Consider the following 24,184-nt stretch of genomic DNA (forward strand, 5'->3'; position numbering starts at 1 on the left):
ACCGCTGGTGGCCGTCGGCCGTCGCCGGGTGTGCTTAGCTGATGGCGACCGGTCGCCGGACCGGTCCCGGGAGGGGCGGCACGTGCACGGGCTGGGGCGGGCGAGGACGTTTCGGTGGGGGAGGGGCTCGCGCTGGGCCGTGGGCGCGGCGCTGACCGGCGTGCTGGTGGCCGTGCCCGGCTGCAGCGGCGCGGACGGTGGCGGGTCGGGCACCGGCTCCGCCTCCCCGACGACTGCCGCCACCACGGCGACCGGTACCGGGGGTGCCGCGGATGCCGTCGGCCCCGGTGGTCTCGCCCAGCTGCCCGGACAGGCCTTCTACGTCTCCGACCAGACCAATGCCGCTCGGCAGGTCACCGCGCTGCGCGGCCAGGGGCGGACGGCGGAGGCCGACACCCTGCTGCGGATCGCCTCCCAGCCCTCCTCGCAGTGGCTCGGCGAGCAGGGCGCCACGCAGATCGCCGAGCTGGTGAGCCGCCGGGCCGCCGAGGCGGGCCGGACGGCGGTCTTCGTCGCGTACGACATCCCGCACCGTGACTGCGGCCAGTACTCGGCCGGGGGCGCTCCCGACGCCGCCGCCTACCGGTCCTGGATCACGGGCGTCGCGCAGGCGCTCGGCGACCGGCAGGCCTGGGTGGTGCTGGAGCCGGACGCCGTCCCGCACACCCTGGACAACTGCGGTATCAAGGGCGATCTGGCAGCCGAGCGGTACGGTCTGCTGGCCTTCGCCGTCCAGGAGTTGAAGAAGCGTCCGAACGTCCGGGTGTACCTGGACGCGGGCAACCCCGGCTGGGCGCAGGACCCGGAGGAACTGGCCGCGGCGCTCCGCAAGTCGGGCATCGCCGCCGCGGACGGCTTCGCGCTGAACGTCGCCAACTTCTACGACGCCGACCGGAACGCCGCGTACGGCGCCCGGCTCTCCGCCGCGCTCGGCGGGAAGCACTTCGTGATCGACACCAGCCGCAGCGGGAACGGCGCACTGGGCGGCGACTCCTGGTGCAACCCGCCGGGGCGCGCGCTCGGCGAGCGGCCGACCGCCGACACCGGCCGGCCCGGGGTGGACGCCTACCTGTGGATCAAGAACCCGGGGGAGTCGGACGGCGACTGCGGCCGCGGCGAGCCCCGGGCGGGCGAGTTCTGGCTGCCGTACGCGCTGGGGCTGGCCCAGGCGGCGCGCTGAGGCCACCGGACCGGCCCCCGCTGCTCCGGCCGGCTCCTGCCAGGCGCCCCGGAGCCGTCAGACTCCTGCCAGGTGAGCCGGAGCCGTCCGGCTCCTGGCCGGTGAGCCGGAGCCGTCCGGCTCCTACCCGGTGACCTGGACCCAGCGGGCGACCGAGGGGGTGCCGGCGGCGTCCGTCAGGAACAGCATGTACCAGCCCGGCGGCAGCAGGTCCGGGTTGCCGGGGAGGGTGAGCGCGACCCCGTCCGCCGTCCGCCCGGTGATGTCCAGGGCGACCGAACGCTGTTCGACGTCCGTCGCGTGGGTCACCGAGCTCGGTCGGATCAGCTTGGCGGTGGCGACCGCCTCCGGCCGGGAGGTGCCGACGCGGACGGTACCGCCGAGCTTCGCGGCCGGCGGGGCGTCGCTCACCTGCGGACGCTCGCCGCGGTACAGGTAGGGCGGGGTGTAGATCTCGATGCGCTGTTCGAAGCCGCCGGGCTGGGTCTCGGCCTTGTCGGCGAAGAGCGGGTTGGAGCCGAGCACGGCGACCCGGCCGTCCGGCAGCAGCAGTGCCTCCGAGTGGTAGTCGCGGCCGACGGTCGGTTCGGCGGCGGTGGTGAAGCTGTTGGAATCCGGGTGGTACACCTGCGCCTTGAGGAGGTCGCTGTCGCCGCGGCCGCGGTAGCCGCTGGAGCCTCCGGTGGTGAGGACGGTGTCGTCCGGGAGGATCACGCTGTTGAGGTAGCGGGTGCCGCCGGCCGGCAGGTCCGGGCCGGGGGTGAAGGAGGGCTTGGCCGCGGTCAGGTCGGCGATGTCGGTGCGCGCCGTGGACAGCGGGGACTCGCCGACGCCACCGCCCCCGAGCACCATCACCTTCTGGGCCTGCGCGGGCGGCAGCAGCACCGAGGAGGAGGTCTCGGTCAGGCCGGGGTCGCGCAGGCCCGGGACGGGCTGGAAGCCGTTGTCCGACAGGTCCCACACCCCGGGCTCGCGGCCCTTGTCGGCGGGGCCGTAGCCGGCGTTGGAGCCGGAGTAGAAGAGCTTCCCGGACGCCGTCAGGAAGATCGACGGATAGGTCGGGAAGTAGCGCGCGGGCGCCTTGGCCCAGGTCTTGGTCCTGGGGTCGTAGATCTCGTTGTCGTTGCCGTTGAGGATCTCCCCGGTGTCGTCCAGCCCGGAGACGGTGACCACCCGGCCGTCGCCGAGCCCGGTCAGCGTCGGGTACCAGCGGGCGTGCGCCATGTCGGTGACCGGCTCGTAGAGCTCCGTGTCCGGGTTGAACTCGAAGGCGGAGCGGATGCCCTGGTACTCCTGCTTGTCCAGGGTCAGCCTGTCGCTCTGCCCGTACACGTTGTGGGCGTCGGCGCCGCTCAGGCCCTTGATCCGGTACTGGGCGGGGGAGCCGACGACGTAGTCGGGACCGGTGCCGACCGCCTCCACGAACACGTGCTGCTCGCCGGCCGTGACGACGGTCTGCCGACCGGAGCCGGTCTTCGTCGCGGCGGGGACGGTCACCGGGACGGTGCTGGCGTACTCGTGGCCGTTCGGGGAGACGAAGACGGTGCCCTTGGGGAGGGTCCGGTCGCGGTCCGGGCTCTCGTTGCGCACCCGCATGACGCCGGCCGCCTTCTTCACCGCGCCGGCCAGCTTCTCGTAGCGCTGGGTGCCGCCGGCCACCAGGACCCGGCCGTCCGGCAGCGAGGCGTGGCCGCCGCAGAACATGTCGGCCGGGGTGGGTACCCGCTTGTACGTGTTGGCGGCCGGGTCCCAGAGCAGGCTCTTGAAGGTGCCCGCGTTGAACTGCTTCTCGTCGTTGCCGGAGCCGGCCACGATCAGGACCTTGCCGGTGCGCAGCAGCGTGGCGTGGACGGCGTTGACCCGGAACTCGGCGGGCAGCGTCAGGGTCTGCCAGTGGCCGTACTGCGCCTTGTACTCGGGTCGGTTGATCACGTAGTCGTGGTACTGCTGGGTCGCGAAGCCGAGGACGGCCGGCGCGTTCATCCCGGCCACGGTCAGGGCGACGGTGCTGCCGAGGGCGAAGCGCTTGGTGCGGCCGGTCTTGTGGATCCTCACGGTGGTTGCTCCCTCAGTGGATGGGGGTGCCGCTTCCGGCCCGGTCGGGTGCGGGCCGGCCCGCTCGGACGGGTTGTCCGTCTCGGACGGGTTGTGCTTCTCGGCCGGGTTGTGCGTCTCGGCCGGGTTGGCCCGGTCGGTCCGGTTGTTCCGGTCGGTCCGCTCCTGTGGGCTGCGCCGCCCGGCCGGACCGTCCTGCTCGTACCGGCTGCGGCGCCCGGGGGTCGCGGGCGTGGCGGGGGCGGCGCTTCTCCAGGACGACCTTCGGGGGCGCCGCCCGGCCGCCGGTCACGGTGAGCGTCGCGGTGGGCCGGGTCCGGCGCCGGCGTACGGCGTCACCGGTCGTGATCAGGAGCGGCAGGAGGGTCAGTGCCAGGGCGATCCAGGCCCAGGTGCGCATCGCGACGTGGTCGTAGCCGGTGAAGCGGGAGGCGACGAGGGCGCCGCCGAAGACCAGCGTCCAGAACAGGTGGAAGCGGAAGGTGGCGAGGCGGTCACTGCTGGCCGACCGGCCCTTCGGGGTCACCTCGAAGCGGCTGCGGCGCCGCACCAGCGCCTGCAGCAGCGAGGCCGCGTAGACCGGGCCGCAGAGCGCCGACATCACCATCCCGGCCACCCCGGAGGAACCGGCCGGCTCGTGCGGGCTCACGTTGTGCTTGCGGTTCCAGGTGTAGAGCAGGAGTTGGAGCGCCGCGGCGTCGCTGTAGAGCATCATCCAGATCTCGGAGGAGACGTGGACGCCCGAGGCGCCGAAGCCCAGGTAGAGCACGCTGGACACGCCGCCGAGCAGCCAGGTGAGCGCGGCCATCGGGTAGAAGCCCACCATCAGCGAGTAGTTGAGCAGCCGGCCCGGCGAGAGCTGGCGGAACACCCGCCAGTACTGGGTGAACAGGGTCTCGTAGGTGCCGCGGCTCCAGCGCAGTTGCTGGGAGAAGAAGTCCGTCCAGGAGGACGGGCCTTCGCCGACCGCGAGCACGTCCGGGGTGTACACGGACTTCCAGCGTTCCCCGGTCTCCGGGTTTCGGCTCCGGTGGAACTCCAGCCCGGTCGCCATGTCCTCGGTGATGGAGTCGTACAACCCGCCGATCGACTGGAGTGCGCGGATTCTGACGGCGTTGTTGGTGCCGACGAACATGGGCGCGCCGTAACGGTTTCCGGCGCGCTGGATGAGGGCGTGGAAGAGGTACTGCTGGCTCTCGGAGAATTTGGTGACGGCCGAGCCCGAGCTGCGGTAGTTCCCGTACACCTGGGGCCCGACCACGAATGCCACGTCGGGGTCGCGGAAGTAGCCGAGCATCCGCTCGCAGAAGTCGGGCAGCGGCGCGTGGTCGGTGTCGACGGACACCCAGAAGTCGTAGTCGTCGCCGTGGGCCTGGAGCCAGGCGTTGTAGTTGCCGTGCTTGCTCCTGGCGCGGAAGCGGCCCTCGGGGCGGTTCCAGTGCGGCCGGCCGGCGCGGGTGAAGTGGCGGACGCCCAGCTCGGCGCAGAGCGCCCGCATTGCAGGATCGTTTCCCTCGTCCAACAGCCAGACGTCGTACGGTCCTTCGTGCCGCACCGAGCGGGCCGCCACCAGCGTGGCCCGGACCATCTCCGGCGGTTCCTTGCCCGGCACGCAGGTGGTGAGGAAGGCGACCCGGGTGCCCGGCTCCGGCGTCACGGGGATCGGATCGCGGGCGACCAGGGTGGCGTGGGTGTTGGAGACCACGTTGACCAGCCGGAACAGTTCGACCACGGCGATGATCCCGATCATCACCTTGTCGCCGACCAGCACCAGGGGGTTGGTCTCGTCCAGCCGCTCCGGCCAGTGCTCCGGTAACAGCAGCCAGACCAGCAGCACCACCTCCACCACGGGGGCGGCCGACAGCAGCAGGGCGGCGCGGATCCGGTGCGGCTCGCGGCGCAGCAGGCTGCGGTAGCGGACCCGGTAGGGGGCGGCCGGCGGTCCGGGCGGGGCCGCGGGGGCGCCGCCGTCGTGCGCTGAGGGGTGGGGCGCGGGTGGGGGTGGGCCCGTCCGGTGGGCCGCGGAGCCGCCGTGGTGGACGGTCGGCTCGGGGCGGTAGACCCCGCCGCCGAGGTCGTCGTCCTCGTCCGGCTCGTGCGCCGGACCGGCCAGACGGCTGAAATGGCCGTAATCGTAAGGCGCTTCGGGTACGGGTAACTCGCTCAGGGCGGTCTCGTCGAGCCGCCCGGCACCTCGCCCGCGGGCCGTTCCGACTCCCTTTCGTCGAGAGAGGCGTGAGAACGGCGTGGTCATAGCTGCTCCCCCCGGAGTTTCGCGCCTTTCCGGGCTGTACGGCAGATCCGGTGTCCGGCACCTCCAGCGTGTGCGACCGGTTCAGTTGTGCGCCCGTACGGCGGCCTCGAATACGGGACCCGTCGTGCACTTTCCGGCTTCCCCTCCGGTCGCGCGGGATCCCTGGGATCGCTCAACTCTCCCTGAGCGCACCGGTGATCGCAACCAATCGGGGCGATGATCACCGCGCGAGCATGAAGATGCCACGATTCCCGGCCAATCCGGCGGGCATTGATGCTAATGCGATGAATTCGGCGGCAACTCGTGGACGGGAAGGCGTGGTTCGGCGTACGGGGGCAGGTCTGCGTCGGGTCTGTGTCGGGTCTGCGTCGCCCCGGCGTCGGGTCTGCGTCGGGCCGCCGTCGGGCCGCCGTCGGGTCGGTCAGGGCGGTGGCAGCAGGGTGGCGCCGGTCGCGGCCCGGACCTCGGCGAAGTGCACGCCCGGCGCCGTCTCCACCACACGGAGGCCCTCCGGGGTCACGTCGATGACGGCCAGATCGGTCACGACGCGGTCGACGACTCCCCGGCCGGTCGCGGGGAGCGAGAGCTCCTCGACGATCTTCGGCGAGCCGTCCCGGGCGGTGTGCTCCATCACGACGATCAGCCGGCGGGCCCCGTGCACCAGGTCCATGGCGCCGCCCATGCCCTTGACCACCTTGCCGGGGATCGTCCAGTTCGCGAGGTCCCCGGAGGCCGACACCTGCATCGCGCCGAGCACCGAGACGTCGATCCGGCCCGCCCTGACCATGCCGAAGGAGAAGGCGGAGTCGAAGTACGAGGCGCCGGGGGTGACCGTCACCGTCTCCTTCCCGGCGTTGATCAGATCGGCGTGCTCGGCGCCCTCCTCCGGGTAGGGGCCGACCCCGAGGATGCCGTTCTCCGAGTGCAGCACCACCTCGACACCCGGCGGGAGGTGGTCGGGGATCAGGGTGGGCAGCCCGATTCCCAGGTTCACGTACTGTCCGTCGCGCAACTCCCGTGCCGCGCGGGCCGCCAGGGCGTTGCGCGGGTCGAGGGGCGCGGTGCCGGTGGCGGTGCCGTTGCCGGTGGCAGCGGCGGTGGCAGCGGCACCGGCTGTGGCGACGGCGGCGGCGGGTGCTGCCGGTCCGCTCGGGGTGGTGGGCATCGGCTCAGGCCTCCCGGTGTGCGGCGCGAACGGTCCGGCGTTCGATGCGGCGGTCCCCGGGGTCGGCGGCCACCACCCGGTCGACGTACACCCCGGGCAGGTGCACGGCGTCCGGAGCGAGCTCGCCCGGTTCGACGATCCGGTCCGCCTCGACCAGGGTGATCCGGCCGGCGGCCGCGCAGAGCGGGTTGAAGTTCCGGGCGGCCGCGTGGAACACGCAGTTGCCGTGCCGGTCGGCCACCTCGGCCCGGACCAGGGCGAAGTCCGCCGTGATCGCCTCCTCCAGGAGGTACCGCCGGCCGCCGAACTCCCGGACCTCCTTGGGCGGGGAGGCGGTCTCCACCGAACCGTCGGCCGCGTAGCGCCAGGGCAGGCCGCCCTCCTCGACCTGGGTGCCGACCCCGGCCGGGGTGAAGAACGCCGGGATGCCGGCCCCACCCGCCCGCAGACGTTCCGCCAGCGTGCCCTGCGGGGTGAGCTCGACCTCCAGCTCGCCGGAGAGGTACTGCCGGGCGAACTCCTTGTTCTCCCCGACGTACGAGGAGGTCATCCGGGCGATCCGGCCCGCCCGCAGGAGCAGGCCCAGCCCCCAGTCGTCCACCCCGCAGTTGTTCGAGACCACGCGCAACCCGGTGGCGCCGCCGTCCACCAGGGCGCCGATCAGGGTGCTCGGGATGCCGCAGAGGCCGAAGCCGCCGACGGCCAGCACCGCACCGTCGGGGATGTCCCGGACGGCGTCGGCGGGGGAGTCCAGGACCTTGTCCAAGGGATCACCTCGTGAGGGAGTGGGCGGGGTCGAGAGGAGGAGGTTCCCCTCCCCTCCACCGTCACCGGGCGCGGCCCCTCCCAGCCATGGCGGTCAGCGCCAGGGGTCGGAGCGGACCCATGGCGGCGCACCACATCCGGCGGCCCGGACGGCGGTGCCGTGGCGGCGGTATGTCGGCCGGATCCACATCCCACCGGGCCGATGCGTCGCCCGGCCCCATGTCGCCCTTCCCACCGCACACCTACGGTTCCGGCATCCACCCCCCCGCCGCACCTCAGGAGTCGGTCACCATGCGCAGCTCGACAGTCCCCACCAGGACCGCCTCCGGCGCCCGCCGCGGCGAGCGTCCGGGCCGGCTCGGCGGCCCGGCCCCCAAGCTCGTCGCCCTCACGGCCTGCGTCCTGCTCGCCGCAGGCTGTGCCAAGGCCGGCACCGCCGGGACGAGTGCGGCGGACGGCGATGGCAAGGGGCCGGTCAAGGTCGGCCTGGTGTACTCCAGGACCGGACCGCTGGCGGCCTACGGCAAGCAGTACCTGGACGGTTTCAAGGCCGGTCTGAGCTATGCGACCAAGGGCACCGGCGCGGTCGACGGACACAAGATCGAGTTCGAGGAGCAGGACGACGCCGGCGACCCGGCCAAGGCGGTGTCCGCCGCCAAGGACCTGATCGGCAAGGGCTACAAGGTCCTGGCCGGCTCCACCGCCTCGGGCGTGGCCCTCCAGGTCGGCCCGATCGCCGCCCAGAACAAGGTGCTCTTCATCAGCGGCCCGGCCGCCGCCGACAAGGTCACCGGTCTCAACACGTACACCTTCCGTTCCGGCCGCCAGTCCTACCAGGACATCAGGACCGCGGCCTCGTTCGTCGGTGACGCCAAGGGCAAGAAGGTCACCGTGCTCGCTCAGGACAACGCCTTCGGGCAGGCCAACGTGGCCGCCGTCAAGGCCGTGCTCGGCGCCGAGGGGGCGACGGTCGACCAGGTGCTCGCCCCGCCGAGCGCCACCGACCTCACGCCCTTCGCCACTCAGGCCAAGACCGCGAAGCCCGACCTGCTGTTCGTCGCCTGGGCCGGCGACACCGCCTCGGCCCTGTGGACGGCGCTCAACCAGCAGGACGTGTTCACCGGCACCAAGGTCGTCACCGGGCTCGACCTGGCCGCCTCCTACCCGCTGTTCGGCCCGGCCGGCGAGAAGATCTCCTTCCTGGACCACTACTTCGGCGGTGCCGCGGGCACCCCGGTCGAGAAGGCCATGGACGAGGCGGTCACCGCCGCCGGAGGGAAGTCCGACATCTTCACCCCCGACGGCTTCACCGCCGCCCAGATGATCGTGCACGCCGTCGAGGCCAACCACGGTTCCGCCGACGACACTTCGGCCCTGGTCAAGGCCTTGGAGGGCTGGAGCTTCGACGGGGTGAAGGGGAAGACCACGGTCCGCCCCGAGGACCACGCCCTCCTCCAGCCGATGTTCCAGGTCCGGCTGACCGGCACCGGGGCCGCCGCCAAGCCCTCGGTGGAGAAGACCCTGACCGCGGCCGAGGTGGCGCCCCCGGTCACCTCGATGGCGGGCTGATCGCGGTGCCCGCCCGTCCTGCCTCCGTTTCCTCCGCGTCGCCTGCGTCGCCTGCGTCGCCCGCGTCGCCCGCGTCGTCCGCGTCCTCCGTGCGTCCGTGCTCCCCGGTGCTCAGCGTGGACGGACTCGGCTGGTCCGTCCGCGGGGTGCCGATCGTCGAGGACGTCTCCTTCGCCGTCGACGAAGGCGAGTTCATCGCCTTCATCGGGCCGAACGGCGCCGGCAAGACCTCCCTCTTCAACCTGATCTCCGGCATCCACCCGGCGACCCGCGGCAGCCTCCGCCTCGACGGTGTCGACGTCACCGCCGAGACCGTGCACGCCAGGGCCCGTCGGGGGCTCGGGCGCACCTTCCAGACCTCCTCCCTCTGGCCGGGCATGACGGTCGCCGGCCACGTCCGCCTGGCGGCCCAGGCAGCGGCCGGTCCGCGTGCCTCGTACCGGCTCTGGCGCCGCGCCGACCGCTACGAGGAGCAGCTCGCCGAGACCCTGTACCGCACCGAGCTCACCCACCGCGCGGACACCCCGGCCGGCGCGCTCTCGCACGGGGAGAAGCGCAAGCTGGAGCTGGCCGTCCTGCTGGTCTCCGCTCCCCGGCTGATCCTGCTGGACGAGCCGATGGCCGGTGTCAGCGCGGAGGAGGTGCCCGCCCTCACCGAGCTGATCCGCTCCGTGCACCGCGACCTGGGCCGGACCGTTCTGATGGTCGAGCACCACATGGACGTCCTGCTCGGCCTGGCCGACCGGCTCGCGGTGATGCACCACGGCACCCTGCTCTCCCTGAACACCCCGGCGGCCGTGATGGCCGACCCGACCGTGCAACAGGCTTACCTCGGTGAGGCGCTGTGACCTCCTCCTCCTCCTCCTCGTCCTCTTCGCCGCAGACCTCCTCGCTGCGGTCCTCGCCCCGGCCCTCTCCGCCGTTGCCTGCTGACGAACCCCTCCTCTCCGTCCGTGATCTATGGGTGGTGATCGACGGGCTGCACATCCTGCACGGTGTCGACCTCGACGTGGCCGCCTCCGGGGTCACCGCGCTGCTGGGCCGCAACGGCGCGGGCAAGACCACCACCGTCAAGGCCGTCATGGGCCTGGTGCCGCGCACCGGCAGCATCCGCCTCGACGGGGCCGAACTCTCCTCCCTTCCCACGCATCTGGTCGTTCGCCACGGCATCGGCTACGCCCCCGAGGACCGGGGGATCTTCGCCGGCCTGACCGTCGCCGAGAACCTCCGCCTCGCCGAGCGCGCTGCCCGGAGCGGGGAGGCCGCCGACGAGCCCGACTACCCGCTCGTCCACGAGCTCTTCCCCGAACTGAGGCAGCGGGCCGGGCAGTTGGCCGGGACGCTCTCGGGCGGCCAGCAGCAGATGGTGGCGATCGGCCGGACGCTGCTCAACCGCAACCGGTTGATCATCGCCGACGAGCCCACCAAGGGCCTGGCGCCGAAGGTCGTCTCCGAGGTGGCCGAGGTGCTGGCTCGCGCGGCCGAGGCCGTGCCCGTCCTCCTCGTCGAGCAGAACCTCGCCCTGGTCCGCCGGCTGGCCGGCACCTGCGCCGTCCTGGCCGACGGCCGTACCGCCCACCGCGGGGACACCGCCGAGCTGCTGGCCGACGAGGAGGCCGCCCGCCGCCTGCTCGGCGTCGGCTCCCGCCACCCGCTCGCCGGCGCTGCCCGGTCGGCCGCCTCCCCGCCCGCTTCCCCGACCGCCTCCCCGACCGCCTCCCGGGCCGTCCCTGTCGTCACCGCGGAGGTGAAGCCCTGATGGACACCGTCGTCCTCCTCTCCTGTACCGGCCTCGGTCTCGGTGCGCTGTACTTCCTGGTCGCCTCCGGTCTGTCGCTGATCTTCGGTCTGATGGACGTGCTCAACTTCGCGCACGGCGCCCTGCTCTCCATCGGCGCGTACGCCACCTGGTGGGCCGGCACCGAACTCGGCCTCCCCTTCTGGCTCGCGGTGCCGTCCGGCACCTTGGTCGGGACGGCCGCCGCCGTCCTGCTCGAACTCCTGCTGATCCGGCCGCTCTACAGCCGCCCACGCGACCAGATCCTCGCCACCGTCGGGGTCGGGCTCGCCGTGCCCGCCCTTCTTATGGGGATCTGGGGCGCGGACGCCCGCCCCTTCCCCCAGCCGGCCCTGCTGTCCGGCACCTGGCACGTGCTCGGTGCGACCGTCCCGGTCAACCGCTTCGTGCTGATGGCCGCCGCCGTCCTGCTGCTGATCACTCTTCGGTTGTTCCTCGCCCGCACCCGCTACGGGCTGATCGTCCGGGCCGGCGTCGAGGACCGGGCGATGGTGACGGCGCTCGGCATCGACGTCCGGAGGGCCTTCACCCTCGTCTTCGCCATCGGCGGGGCGGCCGCCGCTCTCGGCGGCGCCCTCGGTGGCCTCTACTTCGGTTCGGTCAACCCCGGCCAGGGGACCGGCCTGCTCGTCTTCGCCTTCGTCGTCGTGGTGATGGGCGGCATGGGATCCGTGACCGGGGCCGCCGCCGCCTCGGTGGGCGTCGGCCTCGTCCAGCAGTTCGCCAACTACTACACCGGCGCCGGGCTCGGCGACCTCTCGGTCGTCGTCCTGCTCGCTGTGCTGCTTCTGGTCCGACCCCGTGGACTCGCCGGGAGGCTCGCGTGAGCGCCGAAACGCCGATCACGAGCACCGGTGGCCCCGCGGTCGACCGCAGCGCCGCCCCGGCAGGGGGGACTGACACCAGCCCTGCCGTGACTCCCCTGCCAGCGGAGGGGACTGACACCAGCTCCGCTGACCCCGCCACTGTGGCGAGGGGGACTGACAGCAGCCTTGCCGGGACCCGCGGTGAACAAACGCGCGAGCCCGGCAACATCCCTCGAACAGGTGATTCAATCACTCATCGCTGGACAGTGGCACACAGAGCGCTACGCTGGTGGCCGATCGCTCTGCTGATCACGCTCCTTGTCGCCCCATACAGTGCGCTTCCCGTCCCGGGACTGCTCGACGGCCCGCTCGGCAGCCCCGGAAGTCTCCAACTCCTCGCCCTGTGCCTGCTCTACGGGGCCCTCGCCACCGGCTACGACCTCCTGCTCGGCCGTACCGGACTGCTCTCCTTCGGCCACGCGCTCTACTTCGCGACCGGCCTCTACGCCACCGACCTCGGCATGCTGGAGCTGCGACTGCCCTTCGCCGCAGCCGCGTTGTTCGGCGTCGCCTGCACCGTGCTGCTGGCCCTGCTGCTCGGCTCGGTGAGCCTGCGCGTCACCGGCATCGGGTTCTCCATGGTCACCCTCGCCTTCGCCCAGGCCGGCTCGATCCTCGTCCAGCGCAACCCCGGTGGCGTCACGGGCGGCGAGGAGGGCCGCTCCGCCCCGGCCGACCTGCTGCCCTCCGGACTGCTCGGGATCGAGAACACCGCCACCCTCTACTGGATCGCCGTCGGCTATCTGGTGCTGACGGTCGCTGCCGTCCACTGGGCCGTCAACTCGCCGATCGGCCTGGTCTGGGAGGGCATCAAGGAGAACGAGCGCCGGGTCGAGGTGCTCGGACTGCGCCCCTACGGCTACAAGTTGGTCGCCTTCGTGCTGGCCGGCGCGCTCGCCGGGCTGGGAGGGGTGGTCTACCTGCTGCTGACCGGCGGCGCCACCCCGCAGGCCGCCGGCTCGGACGCCACGCTCGCGCTCCTGGTCATGGTCGTCCTCGGGGGATCCGGCACCCGCTGGGGGCCGTTGCTCGGGGGTTTCCTGTACACCTGGGCGAGCCACCGGCTCGGCGACCTCGCCAACTCGACGGCCGTCGCGGACCTGCCCTCGGTGCTGCGCGTCCCGCTCTCCCAACCCCTCTTCCTGCTGGGAGCGTTGTTCGTCGCGGTGGTCTACCTGCTGCCCGGCGGACTGGCTAGACTGCCTGCCCGCATCCGCGCCGCGCGATCAGCCCGTGCGGTCAGCCCGTCGGCCGGAGTCCGCACCGCCCGTCCCACCGGAGGTACCCCCGCGTGAGCCAGTCGCCCCTGAAGCCCCAGGAGTTGACCGTCCCCGTGCCCGGCGGAGACCTGGCCGTCCTGCGCTGGCCCGCCGAGGAGCCGGGGGCGCCGACGGTCGTGGCGGTGCACGGCATCACCGCCAACGGCCTCGCCTGGTACGAGGTCGCCCGCCGGCTCGCCGGGCGGGTCACCCTGCTCGCGCCCGACCTGCGGGGCCGCGGCGCCAGCCGCTCGGTCGCCGGGCCGTACGGGCTGGCCCGGCACGCCGACGACGTCGCCGCGCTGATCACCGCGCTGGACGCGGGGCCCGCCGTGGTCGTCGGCCACTCGATGGGGGCCTGGGTCACCGCCCTCGCCGCCGTCCGCCACCCCGAACTCGTCCGCCGGGTCCTGCTGGTGGACGGTGCGGTGACCTTCCCGCTGCCCGAGGGCGTCCGCGCGGACGACGCCCTGGCCGCCGTGCTCGGCCCCGCGCTGGACCGGCTGTCCATGACCTTCCCGGACCGGGCCGCCTACCGGGAGTTCTGGCGCCGGCACCCGGCCTTCGGCGGCGCGTGGTCCGAGGGGACCGACGCCTACACCCAGCGCGACCTCGTCGGCGCGGCGCCCGAACTGCGGTCCTCCTGCGTGCTGGAGGCCGTGCGGACGGACGGCGCCCAGGTCCTCCTGGACGAGGAGGCGGCCGCCGCCGTGCACCGCCTGCCCTGCCCGGCCGAACTGCTCTGGGCGGAGCGCGGCCTGCTCGACGAGCCGCAGGGCCTCTACGACCACCAGCGGCTCGGGCTGGCCGGGCCGGACCCGGAACGGGTGCCCACCTCGCCGGTGCCGGACTCCAACCACTACTCGATCCTCTTCGGCGAGCGCGGGGCCGACCGCATCGTCCGCAGCCTGCTGGCGGACGCGCCCGCTGCGGGGTAGCCGCCAGGGTCCGGACGCGGACCCGGACGCGGAAAAACGGCGGTCGGCGGGGCGCGAACACCCACCGGCCGTACCGCTCCGGCCGTAGCGCTCGCGGCCGTACAGCGCTCGGTTCACCGCGCCCGGCTCACCGCGCCCGCCGCGTCCGGCGGTCAGCCGGCCGTGCCGAGGAAGGTCTCCCAGCCGCCCGCCGGCGCCTGGCCGACGTTGAGCGAGCGCAGCTTGCGCAGGGTGGACTGGTCCTGCACCTCCAGCCACTCGACCAGCTGCTTGAAGGAGACCAGCCGGACCTCCGGCTTGCCGGCGATGGTCTTGAGCGCTTCCTCGACGGCGTCCATGTAGATGCCGCCGTTCCACTGCTCGAAGTGGTTGCCGATGAAGAACGGTGCCCGGTTGCCGTTGTAGGCGCGGTCGAAGCCCGCCAGGTAGGAGTTCGCGGCCTGGGTGCGCCAGTCGTTGTACTTCGCCGGATCGCCCTTGGTGCTGCCGTTGGACTGGTTGGCCAGGATGTTGTAGTCCATCGACAGGACCTGGAAGGTGTGCCCGGGGAACGGGATGGACTGCAGCGGGAAGTCCCACACCTTGCCGTCCTGCACCTTCTGCGGCCAGATCTGGAGGCCGCCCGAGGAACTGGCGTCGTACTTCCAGCCGAGCTTGGCGATGGTCGGCAGCAGCGCCTTCTGGCCCTCCAGGCACGGGGTGCGGCCGCCGATGAGTTCCTTCTTGTAGTCGAAGGGGAGCGGGTCGACGTCGGTGAAGCCGGTGTTGGTCCGCCACTGGGTGACGAAGCCGATGGCCTGGTCGATCTCGCTCTGCCAGTCCTCCGGGGTCCACAGGTTGACCCCGTTCTTGTCCGGACGGCTGGAGCAGAAGTGCCCGTTGAAGTGGGTGCCTATCTCGTGTCCGGCCAGCCAGGCCTGGCTGATGAGCTTGAGCGTGCTCTTGACCGCGCCGTCCGACAGGTACGGGATGTCGGACGCGCCGACCGAGTGCTTCGGCGGGTGGTAGAGGTCGGCCTTGCCCTTGGGCAGGGCGTAGATCCCGGAGAGGAAGAAGGTCATCGTGGCCTTGTACTGCTCCGCGAGCTTCAGGAAACGCGGGAACTGGCCGTCGTCGGTGCCTCCCGCACCGTCCCAGGAGAACACCACGAACTGCGGCGGCCGCTCGCCGGGCTTGAGCTTCTCGGGCTTGGGCTGGTTCGGCTGGGGGCCGGTGTCCGCGGTGGAGCCGTCACCGATCGGGGTGCCCTTGGGCACCACAACCTGGGTCGGATCGCCGGTGCTGCCGCCCTTGGTGGCACCCGCGCCGTCTCCCGAGCCGGGAGCGGGGGAGCCCTTGCCCGACCCGGATCCGCCGCTGGAGCAGGCCGTGACCGCGCCGAGGGCCGCGGTCGCGGCGGTCGCACTGAGCACCGTCCTGCGCGAGATGCTGGTCATGGTCTCCCCTGGGTGCCGTTACCGGTGGTGAGGCGGTCCGCAGCCGAACCGGTCAAATCAGGCAATTGATGAATATTCCGCCGTTAGCATGTCATGTCGTCCCAACGGCCACCAAGGTCGCCGTCCTCCGACGACTCTGAACACGTCGGGTTCGGTCGGTCGGGCTGCAGGAATCCGGTGTCTGTTGCCGTCCTGTGACGCTCCGCACCCCCCCGGCGGCCCGCGCAGTACGGTACGCCGGTGCGTGCGGCCCCAAGGGGGAGTTCGTCAGCGTTCGGCCCGATTGATCGCCTTTTTGGGAAAACTTTTGCCCCTTGATGGGCTGTCCGACACGGGACGATCTGGCGCCGTCCGACCCGGAGGTGTTCCGGGGCCGTCCGCCCCAAGGCGGACGAGGCGCCCGCCGCGGGCGCGGGCGAGGGTGGGGACGGCGGGACTGCGGCGGGGCGGCGGCGATGGTGGGCCGGTCGGACGGGGCACCCGGGAGGGGTCGGCCGGTCAGAGCGCGGCGAGCCGCCGGTTGCGGCGCACGATCCGCGCGATCGCGGTGCTGATCGCGGTGGCCGCGGCGCAGGAGACCACGAGGCTCAGCCAGGCGGTGTTGAACCAGTGGCTGTTGAGCCAGCCCAGGGTCACGATGTAGGCGGCCCAGACCAGTGCCGCCAGCGCCGACCAGTGCAGGAAGCGGTGCGGATGGGCGGGGGAGTGGCCGATGGCCACGTCGAGGACGGTCCGGCCGGCCGGAACGAACCGGGCGACCACCACCATCGCGGCGGCCGTGCGGTGCGGGCGTTCGACCAGGGCCTCCTGGACCCGGAGCACGCTGGCCGCCAGTTTGGGACGCCGGGCGAGCCGGCGGTGCAGCACCGGTGCGCCGCGCCGTGCCAGGTGGAGCAGTAGGACGTCGCCCAGGAAGGAGGCCACCGCCACGCCCAGGCCGAGCAGCAGCGGCGCGCCGTTGATCTGCGCGGTCTTGAGCACGGCCAGGATGACCAGCGTCCCGCTGGGGATGAAGGGGAGGAGGGCGTCTCCGAGTACGGCGAAGAGAGCCAGGGCGCAGATCCACGAGGATCCGATCGCCGCCACGAAGTTCAAGGCTCTTACTCCCTCCACGCCGCCCGAGCGAGCAGGTGGCTGTAGGGGTCAACGCTAGCGCCTCGACTTTTCATGCCATGAAGCACCCCGGTATGCCGCAGATCACGACCACGGGTTCCGGCCGTCCGGTGGCGGTGGATCCGGACCGGGGCCCGCCCCCGCGGGCCGTCGCGCGAGCCGGGCCCCCGCCGGGCCGGCTGCCGGGAACCGAACGAGCCCCCGGGGCGGGGTGCCGCGCCGAGGGCTCGCAGTGACCGTCCGGAGCTGGTCCAGCCCGACGATCTTGCCGGTGGAGTGCGGATCCCGTTGGGCGATCCGCTCCTGATCACCAGCCTGCCGGACGCCGGCCCCCCGCCGCGACCCCCGGCGCTGGCGACTTCCGGCGGTGGCGTGAAGTCGCCAACCGTGTTCACCCGCTGGCTCTCCGTCAGGCGGACGGCCGGTCGCCGGCCCGGGAGGAATGGCCGAAACGCAGCCGGACCGGGCCCGATCGGAAAGCGATGCGCGGGAACAGCGAGCTCCCGGCCGTGGTTGACCCCCCTCGGCAGCCGTGACCACCGGGCCATCCGTACTCCGGGGTCGCCAGAGGGAGACCGGCTCAGGGGCAGCCACTCAAGGACAGCCACACAAGGAAAGCCAGGAGGGCGGACGGCATGACCACCGAGGACCAGCAGGAGCACGGGCCCGGGCCGACGGCCGACTCGGCGATCCGGGGCACCGCCGACGACGCGGCGATCCGGGGCACCGCCCGTGGCACGGCGATCCGGGGCACCGCCCGTGGCACGGCACCAGCCCCGCTCTCGATCCTCGATCTGGCCACCGTCGGCGTCGGCTACACGCCCGCCGAGGCCCTGGCGGCCACCACTGCGCTGGCGCGCAAGGCCGAGCAGTGGGGATACCACCGGTTCTGGGTCGCCGAGCACCACGGCATGCCCGGGGTGGCCAGCTCGACCCCGGCCGTCCTGATCGCCCACCTCGGGGCCCACACCACGACGCTCCGGCTCGGTTCGGGCGGCGTGATGCTCCCCAACCACGCGCCGCTGGCCATCGCCGAGCAGTTCGGCCTGCTGGAGGCCCTGCACCCCGGCCGGATCGACCTCGGGCTCGGCCGCGCCCCCGGGACCGACCCGGCGACCGCCCGTGCGCTGCGGCGCGGCCACGCCGACGGCGCGGACGACTTCCCGCAGCAACTCGCCGAGCTGACCCACTTCCTCGACGGGGACTTCCCGGCCGGCCACCCCTACGACCGGCTGACCGCCGTCCCCAAGGGCGAGGGCCGTCCGCCGGTCTGGCTGCTCGGGTCCTCCGGCTTCAGCGCCCGGCTCGCGGGCCGCCTCGGCCTCCCGTTCGCCTTCGCCCACCACTTCAGCAGTGCCAACACCCTGCCGGCACTGGACCTCTACCGCTCGTCGTTCCGCCCCTCCGCCGTGCTCGACGAACCGTACGCGTTGATCGGCGTGAGCGCGGTCGCCGCCGACGACGAACCCTCGGCCCGGCGACTCGCCCGCTCCGCCGCCCTCGGCATGCTCCGCCTGCGGCGCGGCAACCCCGGCCCGATCCCCACCCCGGAGGAGGCCGAGCAGTACCCGTACAGCCCGGCCGAGGCGGACTTCGTCGACAGTTGGCTCGACAACGTCGTGCTCGGCGACCCGGGCCGGGTCGCCGACGGACTGGAGGCCCTGCGCAAGCGGACCGGGGTGGACGAGCTGATGGTCACCTCGCACATCCACGGCCACGAAGCCCGCCTCCGCTCCTACGGCCTGATCGCCGAGGCGTACGGGCTCACGACCGAGGCCTGACGTCCGGGCGCACACCGCGCCCAGCCCTGACGCCCGGGCGCGCACCGCGCGGGCCCCCGAGCGGCGACCGCGATCGGTGGCGCTCGGGCCCCGCCCGCTACCGCCCGCTACCGCCCGTCCAGGGCGGGGCGTCCCTCGCGCAGTATGGCCGCGACCAGCGCGGCCTCGCCTGGCCGGGCGAAGTACCAGCCCTGCGCGGTGTCGCAGCCGGTCAGCCGCAGCCGTTCGGCCTGGGCGGCGCTCTCGATGCCCTCCGCCGTGACGGTCAGGCCGAGGGTGTGGGCCAGCTGCACCATCGCGCCGACGATCTGCTCGTCGGCGTCGCTGCGGCGGGAGCCGAGCTCGGGGAGGCCGGGGCGGTCGGCGGGGGCCGGGTCGCGGAAGCCCTCGATGAAGGTGCCGTCGAGCTTCAGCACGTGCACCGGCAGCCGGGAGAGGTAGGCCAGGTTGGAGTAGCCGGTGCCGAAGTCGTCGATCGCGATCCGCACGCCCATGTCGGCGAGCGCCTGCAGGGCCTGCAGCGGGCGGCCGCCGGGGCCGAGCAGGGCGCTCTCGGTGATCTCCAGCTGGAGCAGCCGGGCGGGCAGGCCGGTGACGTCGAGGGCCCGGGCGACGTCGGCGACGACGTCGGAGTCCCAGATCTGACGGGCGGCCAGGTTGACGCTGACGAAGGTCTCGGTGTCCGGGAACTCGGTGAGCCACTGCCGGGCCTGGCGGCAGGACTCCTCCAACACCCACTTCCCGAGCGGCACGATCGCGCCGGACTCCTCGGCGAGGGGGATGAAGCGGTCCGGGGAGAGCGTCCCGTAGCGGGGGTGGCGCCAGCGGACCAGGGCCTCGGCCCCGTGTACGGCGCCGTCGGCCAGACCGACCAGAGGCTGGTACTCGATGGTGAACTCGCCGCGTTCCAGGGCCGGTCGCAGTGCGGTGGCGAGCAGTTGGCGGGTGAGCTGGTGGGCGCCCCGGTCCGGGTCGTAGAGGGTCCAGCGGGCGCGGCCGTCGGCCTTGGACCAGTAGAGCGTGGCGTCGGCGTCCTTGACCAGGTCGGTCGGGGTGGTCTCGTGCACGGAGCGCTCGACCACGCCCACGCTGGCGGTGATCACCAGCCGGTGTCCGGCGACGTCGAAGGGACGTTCCAGCACTTCCAGGATCCGGGCGGCCAGCTCGGTCAGCTGCTCGCTGCCCATGCTGTCGGTGACCAGGACGGCGAACTCGTCGCCGCCCATCCGGGCCACCAGATGGGCGTCGTGCCCTTCGAACCCGCGCCGCAGCCGGGCGGCGACGGCGATCAGCAGCTGGTCGCCGATGTGGTGGCCGAGGGCCTCGTTGATCGCCGCGAAGCCGTCGAGGTCCAGGTAGCAGACGCCGACCCGGCGGCCCTCGCCACCGGACGGGCCCGGAGCGGGGTCCTCGGTCACCGCGAGGCAGGCGGCGTCGAGGCGTTCGAAGAAGTACGTCCGGTTGGGCAGCCGGGTCAGCGGGTCGTGCAGGGCCTGGAACTCCAGGCGGTCGCCGAGCCGGCGCTGCTCGGTGATGTCCTCGACCAGCGCGAGGGTGTAGAGCGGCCGGCCGGAGCCGTCCCGGATCAGCGAGACGGTGACCTTGCTCCAGACCTCGTGCCCCTCGCGGTGCTTGAGCGGCTTCTCCACGCGGAACCGTTCCCGCTCGCCGTGGACGAGTTCGGGGAACAGCCGGTCCGGCATGCCCTCCGGGTCGATGATCTCGTGCAGATGGGTGCGGACGAGTTCGCCGACTGTCCGTCCGATCAGGTTGGCGAAGGCCGGGTTGACCTCGATGATCCGGTCCTCGGGGTCGATCAGGGCCATGCCGATCACCGCGTCGCAGAAGGCGGCGCGGAACCGGGACTCGCTGGCCCGCAGCGCCGCCAGCAGCCGGTCGGACCCGCCGCCCGGCCGGTCCGACCCGCCGTCCTGTCGGCCGGACCCGTCGTCGGCGCTCCGGTGGGTGCCGTCGGTGAGCGGGGCCGAGCAGGTGGGGCAGAGCAGCACCTCGGGCTCCTCCAGCGTTCCGCAGGCACCCAGAGCGGCGACCGGGCCTGCGACGGGGCCCGTGCCCGGAATGCCGGAGACCGCTCCGGCGGCCGGCTCGAAGACCGGCGCGGCCAGGTGGCGGTGGTGTCGTGATTCCTCGTGCCGCACGCCCGGGTGGTGTGCGTCGGCCCCCTCGTTCTGGCCCGGCACGGCATGCTCCCGTCCGCTGCTGACGCTTGACGATGGTCCGGCCGGTCAGTCGGGATCCCGGCAGCCGGCTCCGCACTCTGTCGCGGTCCTCGGAGTCGGTCCGCTGCGGGACGCCCACCGTGGGGCGTCGGGGCGCGGGGACCCGCGTGAAGAACAGGGCGCTTCGGCCGATCATAGGCCGCGACGACAACGCGCGGTGACCGCCGCGAGGGTGATTCGCCCGCTTTGTGATCATGGATGGCGGTACGTGCGGACGCCCCCGGTGCACATCACATGATGTGCGCCAGGGGCGCGCGCGCCCACGCCGCGCCCCTGGGCGCTGGTTGCGCGCCGGGGCGGGACGGGCGCGGATTACCCGGCGGCGGAGGCGCCGCCGAAGGGCCGTCAGGCCAGCTTGGCGGTCAGGGTGATGGTGGTTCCGGTCAGGGCCTGGCTGACCGGGCAGTTGGCCTTGGCGTCCTGGGCGGCCTTGGCGAAGCCCGCCTCGTCCAGGCCGGGGACGTCGCCGGTGACGGTCAGGTGGATGCCGGTGATGCCCTCGCCCGGCTGGAAGGTGACGTCGGCCTGGGTGTCCAGCGTGGTGGGCGGGGTGCCGGCGCCCGCCAGGCCGTGCGACAGGGCCATCGAGAAGCAGGCCGAGTGCGCGGCCGCGATGAGCTCCTCCGGGCTGGTCTTGCCGTTGGGCTGCTCGGTGCGGGCCGGCCAGGACACCGGGTAGGTGCCGATCCCGGAGGAGGCGAAGGTCGTCTGACCCTGTCCGTGGAGGAGGTCGCCCTCCCAGGCCGTACGGGCGGTGCGGGTGGTTGCCATGATCGGTACCTCCATTGCCGGGGCAGTGCTGGGGCATGACTGGGCGTTGCTGCGCATTGCCGGGGACCGCCGGGGACTGTTGGGCAGTCACTTCCGGTCATGCGCGCACCAGCCTACGGGCAGCCCCGGCCCGGGCCCGGCTGGTCACGCCGCGTCGGACCGGCCGGGCGCGCGGGGGCGGCGCAGGCGGGCCGGCCGTCCGGACGGCTGTCCGGATCGTGGACGGTTCCGTTCCGCGGTGCGGGGCCGCAACGGGTGCCCTGTTAGATTTGCCCGGGCCCGAGCCCGGCCGGCGTACGGTCGGGCGCCCACTCAGACACCGGGAGCAGCCCCGATGACGGACCACTCCACGACCCCCGACGCCGGCCGGCCCGAGGGGATCGACGACGCCGTACGGGCTGAGCTGACCAGCCTGCGCGAGAGCATCGACAACATCGACGCCGCGGTGGTCCACATGCTGGCCGAGCGCTTCAAGGCGACCCAGCGGGTCGGCAGGCTCAAGGCCGAGCACAAGCTGCCGCCGGCCGACCCGGCGCGCGAGCGGGACCAGATCAAGCGGCTCCGGGAGCTGGCCGCCGGGGCGAAGCTGGACCCGGTCTTCGCCGAGAAGTTCCTGAACTTCATCATCGCCGAGGTCATCCGCCACCACGAGGCCATCGCCCGCGCCTGAACGGGGAGCCGCAGCGGCTGAACGGCAGGTCGCGGCGGCCGGGAGGAGAGCCGCCGGAGCCGTCCCGGCACACCGTCCCGGCACACCGTCCCGGAGCACCGCGGAGCACCTCGGCACACCCGAGGACCCGGTTCCGCCCCGGTTCCGCCGACGCTGCCGGGCCCCCGGCGGCCCCGGCGGCGTCGGGGGCGGCTAAATGCCCGATTTCGTCAGGCTCCACGGTTGGCGTAGCGTGCAGGTTTCCCCGGCCGGAGAGGTGGAGCAGCGACGATGGCGGTGAACCTGCCCGAAACGCCCAGCGGAGCCCCCAGCGATCCCGCTGCCCGGGACCTCCCGCACGCCCAGGACGTCCCGCACGTCCAGCCGGCGACCGGCGGCCGCGCCGAGGCCCGCCGCCGGGCCCGCGGCTCCCGCGGCCGCCGGACGTCCGGCCCGGGCCGGAAGGGTGGACCGGGCCGTCGCCCGCGGCCGTGGTGGATCGAGCTGCCGGTGATGGCCGCGGTGGGCCTGGTGGTCGCGCTGCTGATCAAGACCTGCCTGTTCCAGGTGTTCTCCATCCCGTCCGGCTCGATGGAGAACACCCTGCGGATCGGCGACCGGGTCGGGGTGAACAAGCTGGCGCCACTGACCGGCTGGGAGCCGGAGCCGGGGCAGCCGGTGGTGTTCAAGGACCCGGGGGGCTGGCTGCCGCCGCAGCCCGTCGACTCGAACCCGGTCACCAATGCCGTGAGCTCGGTGCTCAGCTTCGTCGGGCTGGTGCCGCCGAAGGACGACAACTACCTGGTCAAGCGGGTCATCGCGACCGGCGGGCAGACCGTGCAGTGCGAGGGCAGCACCCTCAGCGTCGACGGCCGGAAGGTCAACGAGCCCTACCTGCACGCGGGCGACGACTCCTGCGCGGGCCTGGACTTCGGCCCGGTGAAGGTGCCCTCGGGCTACGTCTGGGTCGAGGGCGACCACCGCAGCGACTCGGCGGACTCCCGCTACCACCAGCGCGGCCCCGGTGGTGGCGCCGTGCCGGTGGGCAACGTGGTCGGCCCGGTGTCGGCCGTCGTGTGGCCGCTCAATCACCTCGACTGGTTCGGCTGGACCGGCCGCTGACCCCGCGCTCGGCGGCCACCGGCTCCCGGGGGCCGTCGAGGCCGTTCCGCTCCGGGTCGTTCCGCTCCGGACCCGCGAGACCCCCGGCCCCGGAGGTCACCTCAGCCGCCGCAGCCGCAGCCGGCGCGTCCGTGGGCACCTCCGTCGCCGGGTCCGCCGACCCGTCCGCCGACGTGCTCGCCTGCGCGGCGAAGGCCCCGGCCAGCACCAGCAGGCCACCCGCGATCTGCGGCAGCCCGAGGTGCTCGCCGAGCAGCACCCAGGCGAGCACGGTGGCGACGACCGCCTCCAGGTTGGCCACCACGCCGGCGACCGGCGGCGAGAGGTGGCCGACCGAGATCACGCCGGTCAGGTAGGCGAGCACGGTCGCGACCAGGACCATCCACAGGGCGGGGACGAACGCGGGCAGGGTGTGCCCGTTCATCACCACGTCGCCGCCGAGCGGGCTCCAGTCGGCCTGCCAGGGCCGGGTGAGGGCGGTGAGCAGGACGGCGCCGACGAGCAGTCCCCACGCGCTGACGGCCAGCGGGTCGACCGGGCGCTCGCCCCGGCGGCCGGCGTCGGCGAGCACGAAGTAGCCGACCTGGCAGCAGGCCGCACCGAGGGCGAAGAGCACGCCCAGGGCGTCGAAGCCCAGCCCGTTCCAGACCTCCACCACGCAGGCGAGCCCGGCCACCGCGACCCCGGCGCCGACGGCCGCGCCCCGGCTGATCGGCTTGCGCTGGACGAACTTGACGTAGCCGATCAGCAGTGGCGGACCGAGGTATTCGATGAGCAGGGCGACGCCGACCGGGATGCGGGAGATGGCCGCGAAGTAGCAGGCCTGGACACCCGCGACGGCGAGCAGGCCGAAGCCGAGCAGCAGGCCGGGGCGGCGCAGGACGGCGTCCCGGTGGCGGTAGGCGATCGGGAGGAGGGCCACGGCGGCGCCGGTGACCCGCAGCCACACCACGTGCAGCGGGGAGAGTCCGGCCTCGATCAGCGGCTTGGCCGCCGTGCCGGAGCCGCCGAAGGCGAAGGCGGAGACCAGCGCGAGGCTGAGGCCGAGGGTTCGGCCCGAGGGAGGGGTGGGGGAGGCCGTTGATCTGTGCACCGCCGCATTGTGACAGTCATACCGATGCTTCGGTAAGGCGCCATTTCGGCATTTGGTCCTGCACTCAACTGTGCGCAGCGGCGCAATCACCCAGCAGACCGGGCGCTCCGGTCAGCGGCCTCCCCGGCAC

General features: G+C 73.1%; 19 protein-coding genes. 10 read left to right on the plus strand and 9 right to left on the minus strand.

The window, feature by feature from the left end; translation table 11 throughout:
- Positions 1-139: 139 nt before the first annotated feature.
- Entirely contained in the window at positions 140-1,180 is a 1,041-nt protein-coding gene (locus ACIRD3_RS23295) for a glycoside hydrolase family 6 protein (protein WP_402219782.1), read from the plus strand.
- Positions 1,181-1,303: 123 nt separating this feature from the next.
- Here the strand turns inward: ACIRD3_RS23295 and ACIRD3_RS23300 are convergent, their stop codons facing one another.
- The 4 genes from ACIRD3_RS23300 to ACIRD3_RS23315 all read right to left on the minus strand — a co-directional run bounded on the left by ACIRD3_RS23300 (position 1,304) and on the right by ACIRD3_RS23315 (position 7,420).
- The gene (locus ACIRD3_RS23300; RefSeq protein WP_402219784.1) at positions 1,304-3,235 is read right to left on the minus strand and encodes a galactose oxidase-like domain-containing protein; all 1,932 of its coding nucleotides are present in this window, start codon (positions 3,233-3,235) and stop codon (positions 1,304-1,306) included.
- A 13-nt stretch (positions 3,236-3,248) separates the two neighbouring features.
- Positions 3,249-5,489 (minus strand): glycosyltransferase family 2 protein, encoded by a 2,241-nt coding sequence (locus tag ACIRD3_RS23305; protein WP_402219786.1) that lies wholly within the window; start codon positions 5,487-5,489, stop codon positions 3,249-3,251.
- A 421-nt stretch (positions 5,490-5,910) separates the two neighbouring features.
- Positions 5,911-6,654 (minus strand): 3-oxoacid CoA-transferase subunit B, encoded by a 744-nt coding sequence (locus ACIRD3_RS23310; protein ID WP_402219789.1) that lies wholly within the window; start codon positions 6,652-6,654, stop codon positions 5,911-5,913.
- Between the two features lie 4 nt (positions 6,655-6,658).
- Positions 6,659-7,420: a CoA transferase subunit A gene (locus tag ACIRD3_RS23315; protein WP_402219792.1), complete on the minus strand. Its 762-nt coding sequence runs from the start codon at positions 7,418-7,420 to the stop codon at positions 6,659-6,661.
- A gap of 290 nt (positions 7,421-7,710) precedes the next feature.
- On the opposite strand from ACIRD3_RS23315, the gene ACIRD3_RS23320 reads away from it, so the two are divergent.
- The 6 genes from ACIRD3_RS23320 (at position 7,711) to ACIRD3_RS23345 (ending at position 13,849) form a co-directional block, all read left to right on the plus strand.
- The gene (locus ACIRD3_RS23320; protein WP_402219795.1) at positions 7,711-8,988 is read left to right on the plus strand and encodes a substrate-binding domain-containing protein; all 1,278 of its coding nucleotides are present in this window, start codon (positions 7,711-7,713) and stop codon (positions 8,986-8,988) included.
- Positions 8,989-9,095: 107 nt separating this feature from the next.
- Positions 9,096-9,836 carry an ABC transporter ATP-binding protein gene (locus ACIRD3_RS23325; RefSeq protein ID WP_402219796.1) on the plus strand — a complete coding sequence of 247 codons (741 nt, stop codon included), beginning with the start codon at positions 9,096-9,098 and terminating at the stop codon, positions 9,834-9,836.
- Between the two features lie 74 nt (positions 9,837-9,910).
- The gene (locus tag ACIRD3_RS23330) at positions 9,911-10,747 is read left to right on the plus strand and encodes an ABC transporter ATP-binding protein (RefSeq protein ID WP_402219799.1); all 837 of its coding nucleotides are present in this window, start codon (positions 9,911-9,913) and stop codon (positions 10,745-10,747) included.
- Positions 10,747-11,613: a branched-chain amino acid ABC transporter permease gene (locus ACIRD3_RS23335; RefSeq protein ID WP_402219801.1), complete on the plus strand. Its 867-nt coding sequence runs from the start codon at positions 10,747-10,749 to the stop codon at positions 11,611-11,613. The genes ACIRD3_RS23330 and ACIRD3_RS23335 overlap by 1 nt, the downstream gene beginning before the upstream one ends.
- Positions 11,614-11,858: 245 nt before the next feature.
- Positions 11,859-12,947: a branched-chain amino acid ABC transporter permease gene (locus ACIRD3_RS23340; protein WP_402219804.1), complete on the plus strand. Its 1,089-nt coding sequence runs from the start codon at positions 11,859-11,861 to the stop codon at positions 12,945-12,947.
- On the plus strand, positions 12,944-13,849 hold the full coding sequence (locus ACIRD3_RS23345; RefSeq protein WP_402219807.1) for an alpha/beta fold hydrolase: 906 nt from the start codon (positions 12,944-12,946) through the stop codon (positions 13,847-13,849). Before ACIRD3_RS23340 ends, ACIRD3_RS23345 begins: the two co-directional genes overlap by 4 nt.
- 152 nt (positions 13,850-14,001) lie before the next feature.
- Here ACIRD3_RS23345 and ACIRD3_RS23350 read toward each other — a convergent pair whose 3' ends face one another.
- Both ACIRD3_RS23350 and ACIRD3_RS23355 read right to left on the minus strand, forming a co-directional pair.
- Positions 14,002-15,285, minus strand: coding sequence for a hypothetical protein (locus tag ACIRD3_RS23350; protein WP_402219810.1), 1,284 nt, complete (start codon positions 15,283-15,285; stop codon positions 14,002-14,004).
- A gap of 498 nt (positions 15,286-15,783) precedes the next feature.
- Entirely contained in the window at positions 15,784-16,371 is a 588-nt protein-coding gene (locus tag ACIRD3_RS23355) for a DedA family protein (RefSeq protein WP_402219988.1), read from the minus strand.
- 662 nt (positions 16,372-17,033) lie between these two features.
- Here ACIRD3_RS23355 and ACIRD3_RS23360 point away from each other — a divergent pair.
- Positions 17,034-18,179 (plus strand): LLM class flavin-dependent oxidoreductase, encoded by a 1,146-nt coding sequence (locus tag ACIRD3_RS23360; RefSeq protein ID WP_402219813.1) that lies wholly within the window; start codon positions 17,034-17,036, stop codon positions 18,177-18,179.
- A gap of 107 nt (positions 18,180-18,286) precedes the next feature.
- Here ACIRD3_RS23360 and ACIRD3_RS23365 read toward each other — a convergent pair whose 3' ends face one another.
- Positions 18,287-20,380, minus strand: a complete 2,094-nt coding sequence (locus ACIRD3_RS23365; RefSeq protein WP_402219815.1) for a putative bifunctional diguanylate cyclase/phosphodiesterase — start codon at positions 20,378-20,380, stop codon at positions 18,287-18,289.
- A 384-nt stretch (positions 20,381-20,764) separates the two neighbouring features.
- Positions 20,765-21,190, minus strand: coding sequence for an OsmC family protein (locus ACIRD3_RS23370; protein ID WP_402219817.1), 426 nt, complete (start codon positions 21,188-21,190; stop codon positions 20,765-20,767).
- A gap of 334 nt (positions 21,191-21,524) precedes the next feature.
- On the opposite strand from ACIRD3_RS23370, the gene ACIRD3_RS23375 reads away from it, so the two are divergent.
- Both ACIRD3_RS23375 and lepB read left to right on the plus strand, forming a co-directional pair.
- Positions 21,525-21,860: a chorismate mutase gene (locus ACIRD3_RS23375; protein ID WP_402219819.1), complete on the plus strand. Its 336-nt coding sequence runs from the start codon at positions 21,525-21,527 to the stop codon at positions 21,858-21,860.
- Between the two features lie 270 nt (positions 21,861-22,130).
- Complete coding sequence (gene lepB, locus ACIRD3_RS23380; RefSeq protein ID WP_402219822.1) at positions 22,131-22,961, plus strand: signal peptidase I; 831 nt, start codon at positions 22,131-22,133, stop codon at positions 22,959-22,961.
- Here lepB and ACIRD3_RS23385 read toward each other — a convergent pair.
- Positions 22,924-24,054: an EamA family transporter gene (locus ACIRD3_RS23385; protein ID WP_402219825.1), complete on the minus strand. Its 1,131-nt coding sequence runs from the start codon at positions 24,052-24,054 to the stop codon at positions 22,924-22,926. The genes lepB and ACIRD3_RS23385 overlap by 38 nt on opposite strands.
- Positions 24,055-24,184 lie beyond the last annotated feature (130 nt).

The sequence above is a fragment of the Kitasatospora sp. NPDC093550 genome (assembly GCF_044764985.1).
Classification (GTDB): domain Bacteria; phylum Actinomycetota; class Actinomycetes; order Streptomycetales; family Streptomycetaceae; genus Kitasatospora.

Excerpts from the sequence above, each read along its gene's own strand:
- ACIRD3_RS23305 (WP_402219786.1), bottom strand. The coding sequence starts at position 5,489 with ATGACCACGCCGTTCTCACGCCTCTCTCGACGAAAGGGAGTCGGAACG.
- ACIRD3_RS23310 (WP_402219789.1), bottom strand. The coding sequence starts at position 6,654 with ATGCCCACCACCCCGAGCGGACCGGCAGCACCCGCCGCCGCCGTCGCC.
- ACIRD3_RS23320 (WP_402219795.1), top strand. The coding sequence starts at position 7,711 with ATGCGCAGCTCGACAGTCCCCACCAGGACCGCCTCCGGCGCCCGCCGC.
- ACIRD3_RS23335 (WP_402219801.1), top strand. The coding sequence starts at position 10,747 with ATGGACACCGTCGTCCTCCTCTCCTGTACCGGCCTCGGTCTCGGTGCG.
- ACIRD3_RS23350 (WP_402219810.1), bottom strand. The coding sequence starts at position 15,285 with ATGACCAGCATCTCGCGCAGGACGGTGCTCAGTGCGACCGCCGCGACC.
- ACIRD3_RS23360 (WP_402219813.1), top strand. The coding sequence starts at position 17,034 with ATGACCACCGAGGACCAGCAGGAGCACGGGCCCGGGCCGACGGCCGAC.
- ACIRD3_RS23370 (WP_402219817.1), bottom strand. The coding sequence starts at position 21,190 with ATGGCAACCACCCGCACCGCCCGTACGGCCTGGGAGGGCGACCTCCTC.
- ACIRD3_RS23375 (WP_402219819.1), top strand. The coding sequence starts at position 21,525 with ATGACGGACCACTCCACGACCCCCGACGCCGGCCGGCCCGAGGGGATC.
- lepB (WP_402219822.1), top strand. The coding sequence starts at position 22,131 with ATGGCGGTGAACCTGCCCGAAACGCCCAGCGGAGCCCCCAGCGATCCC.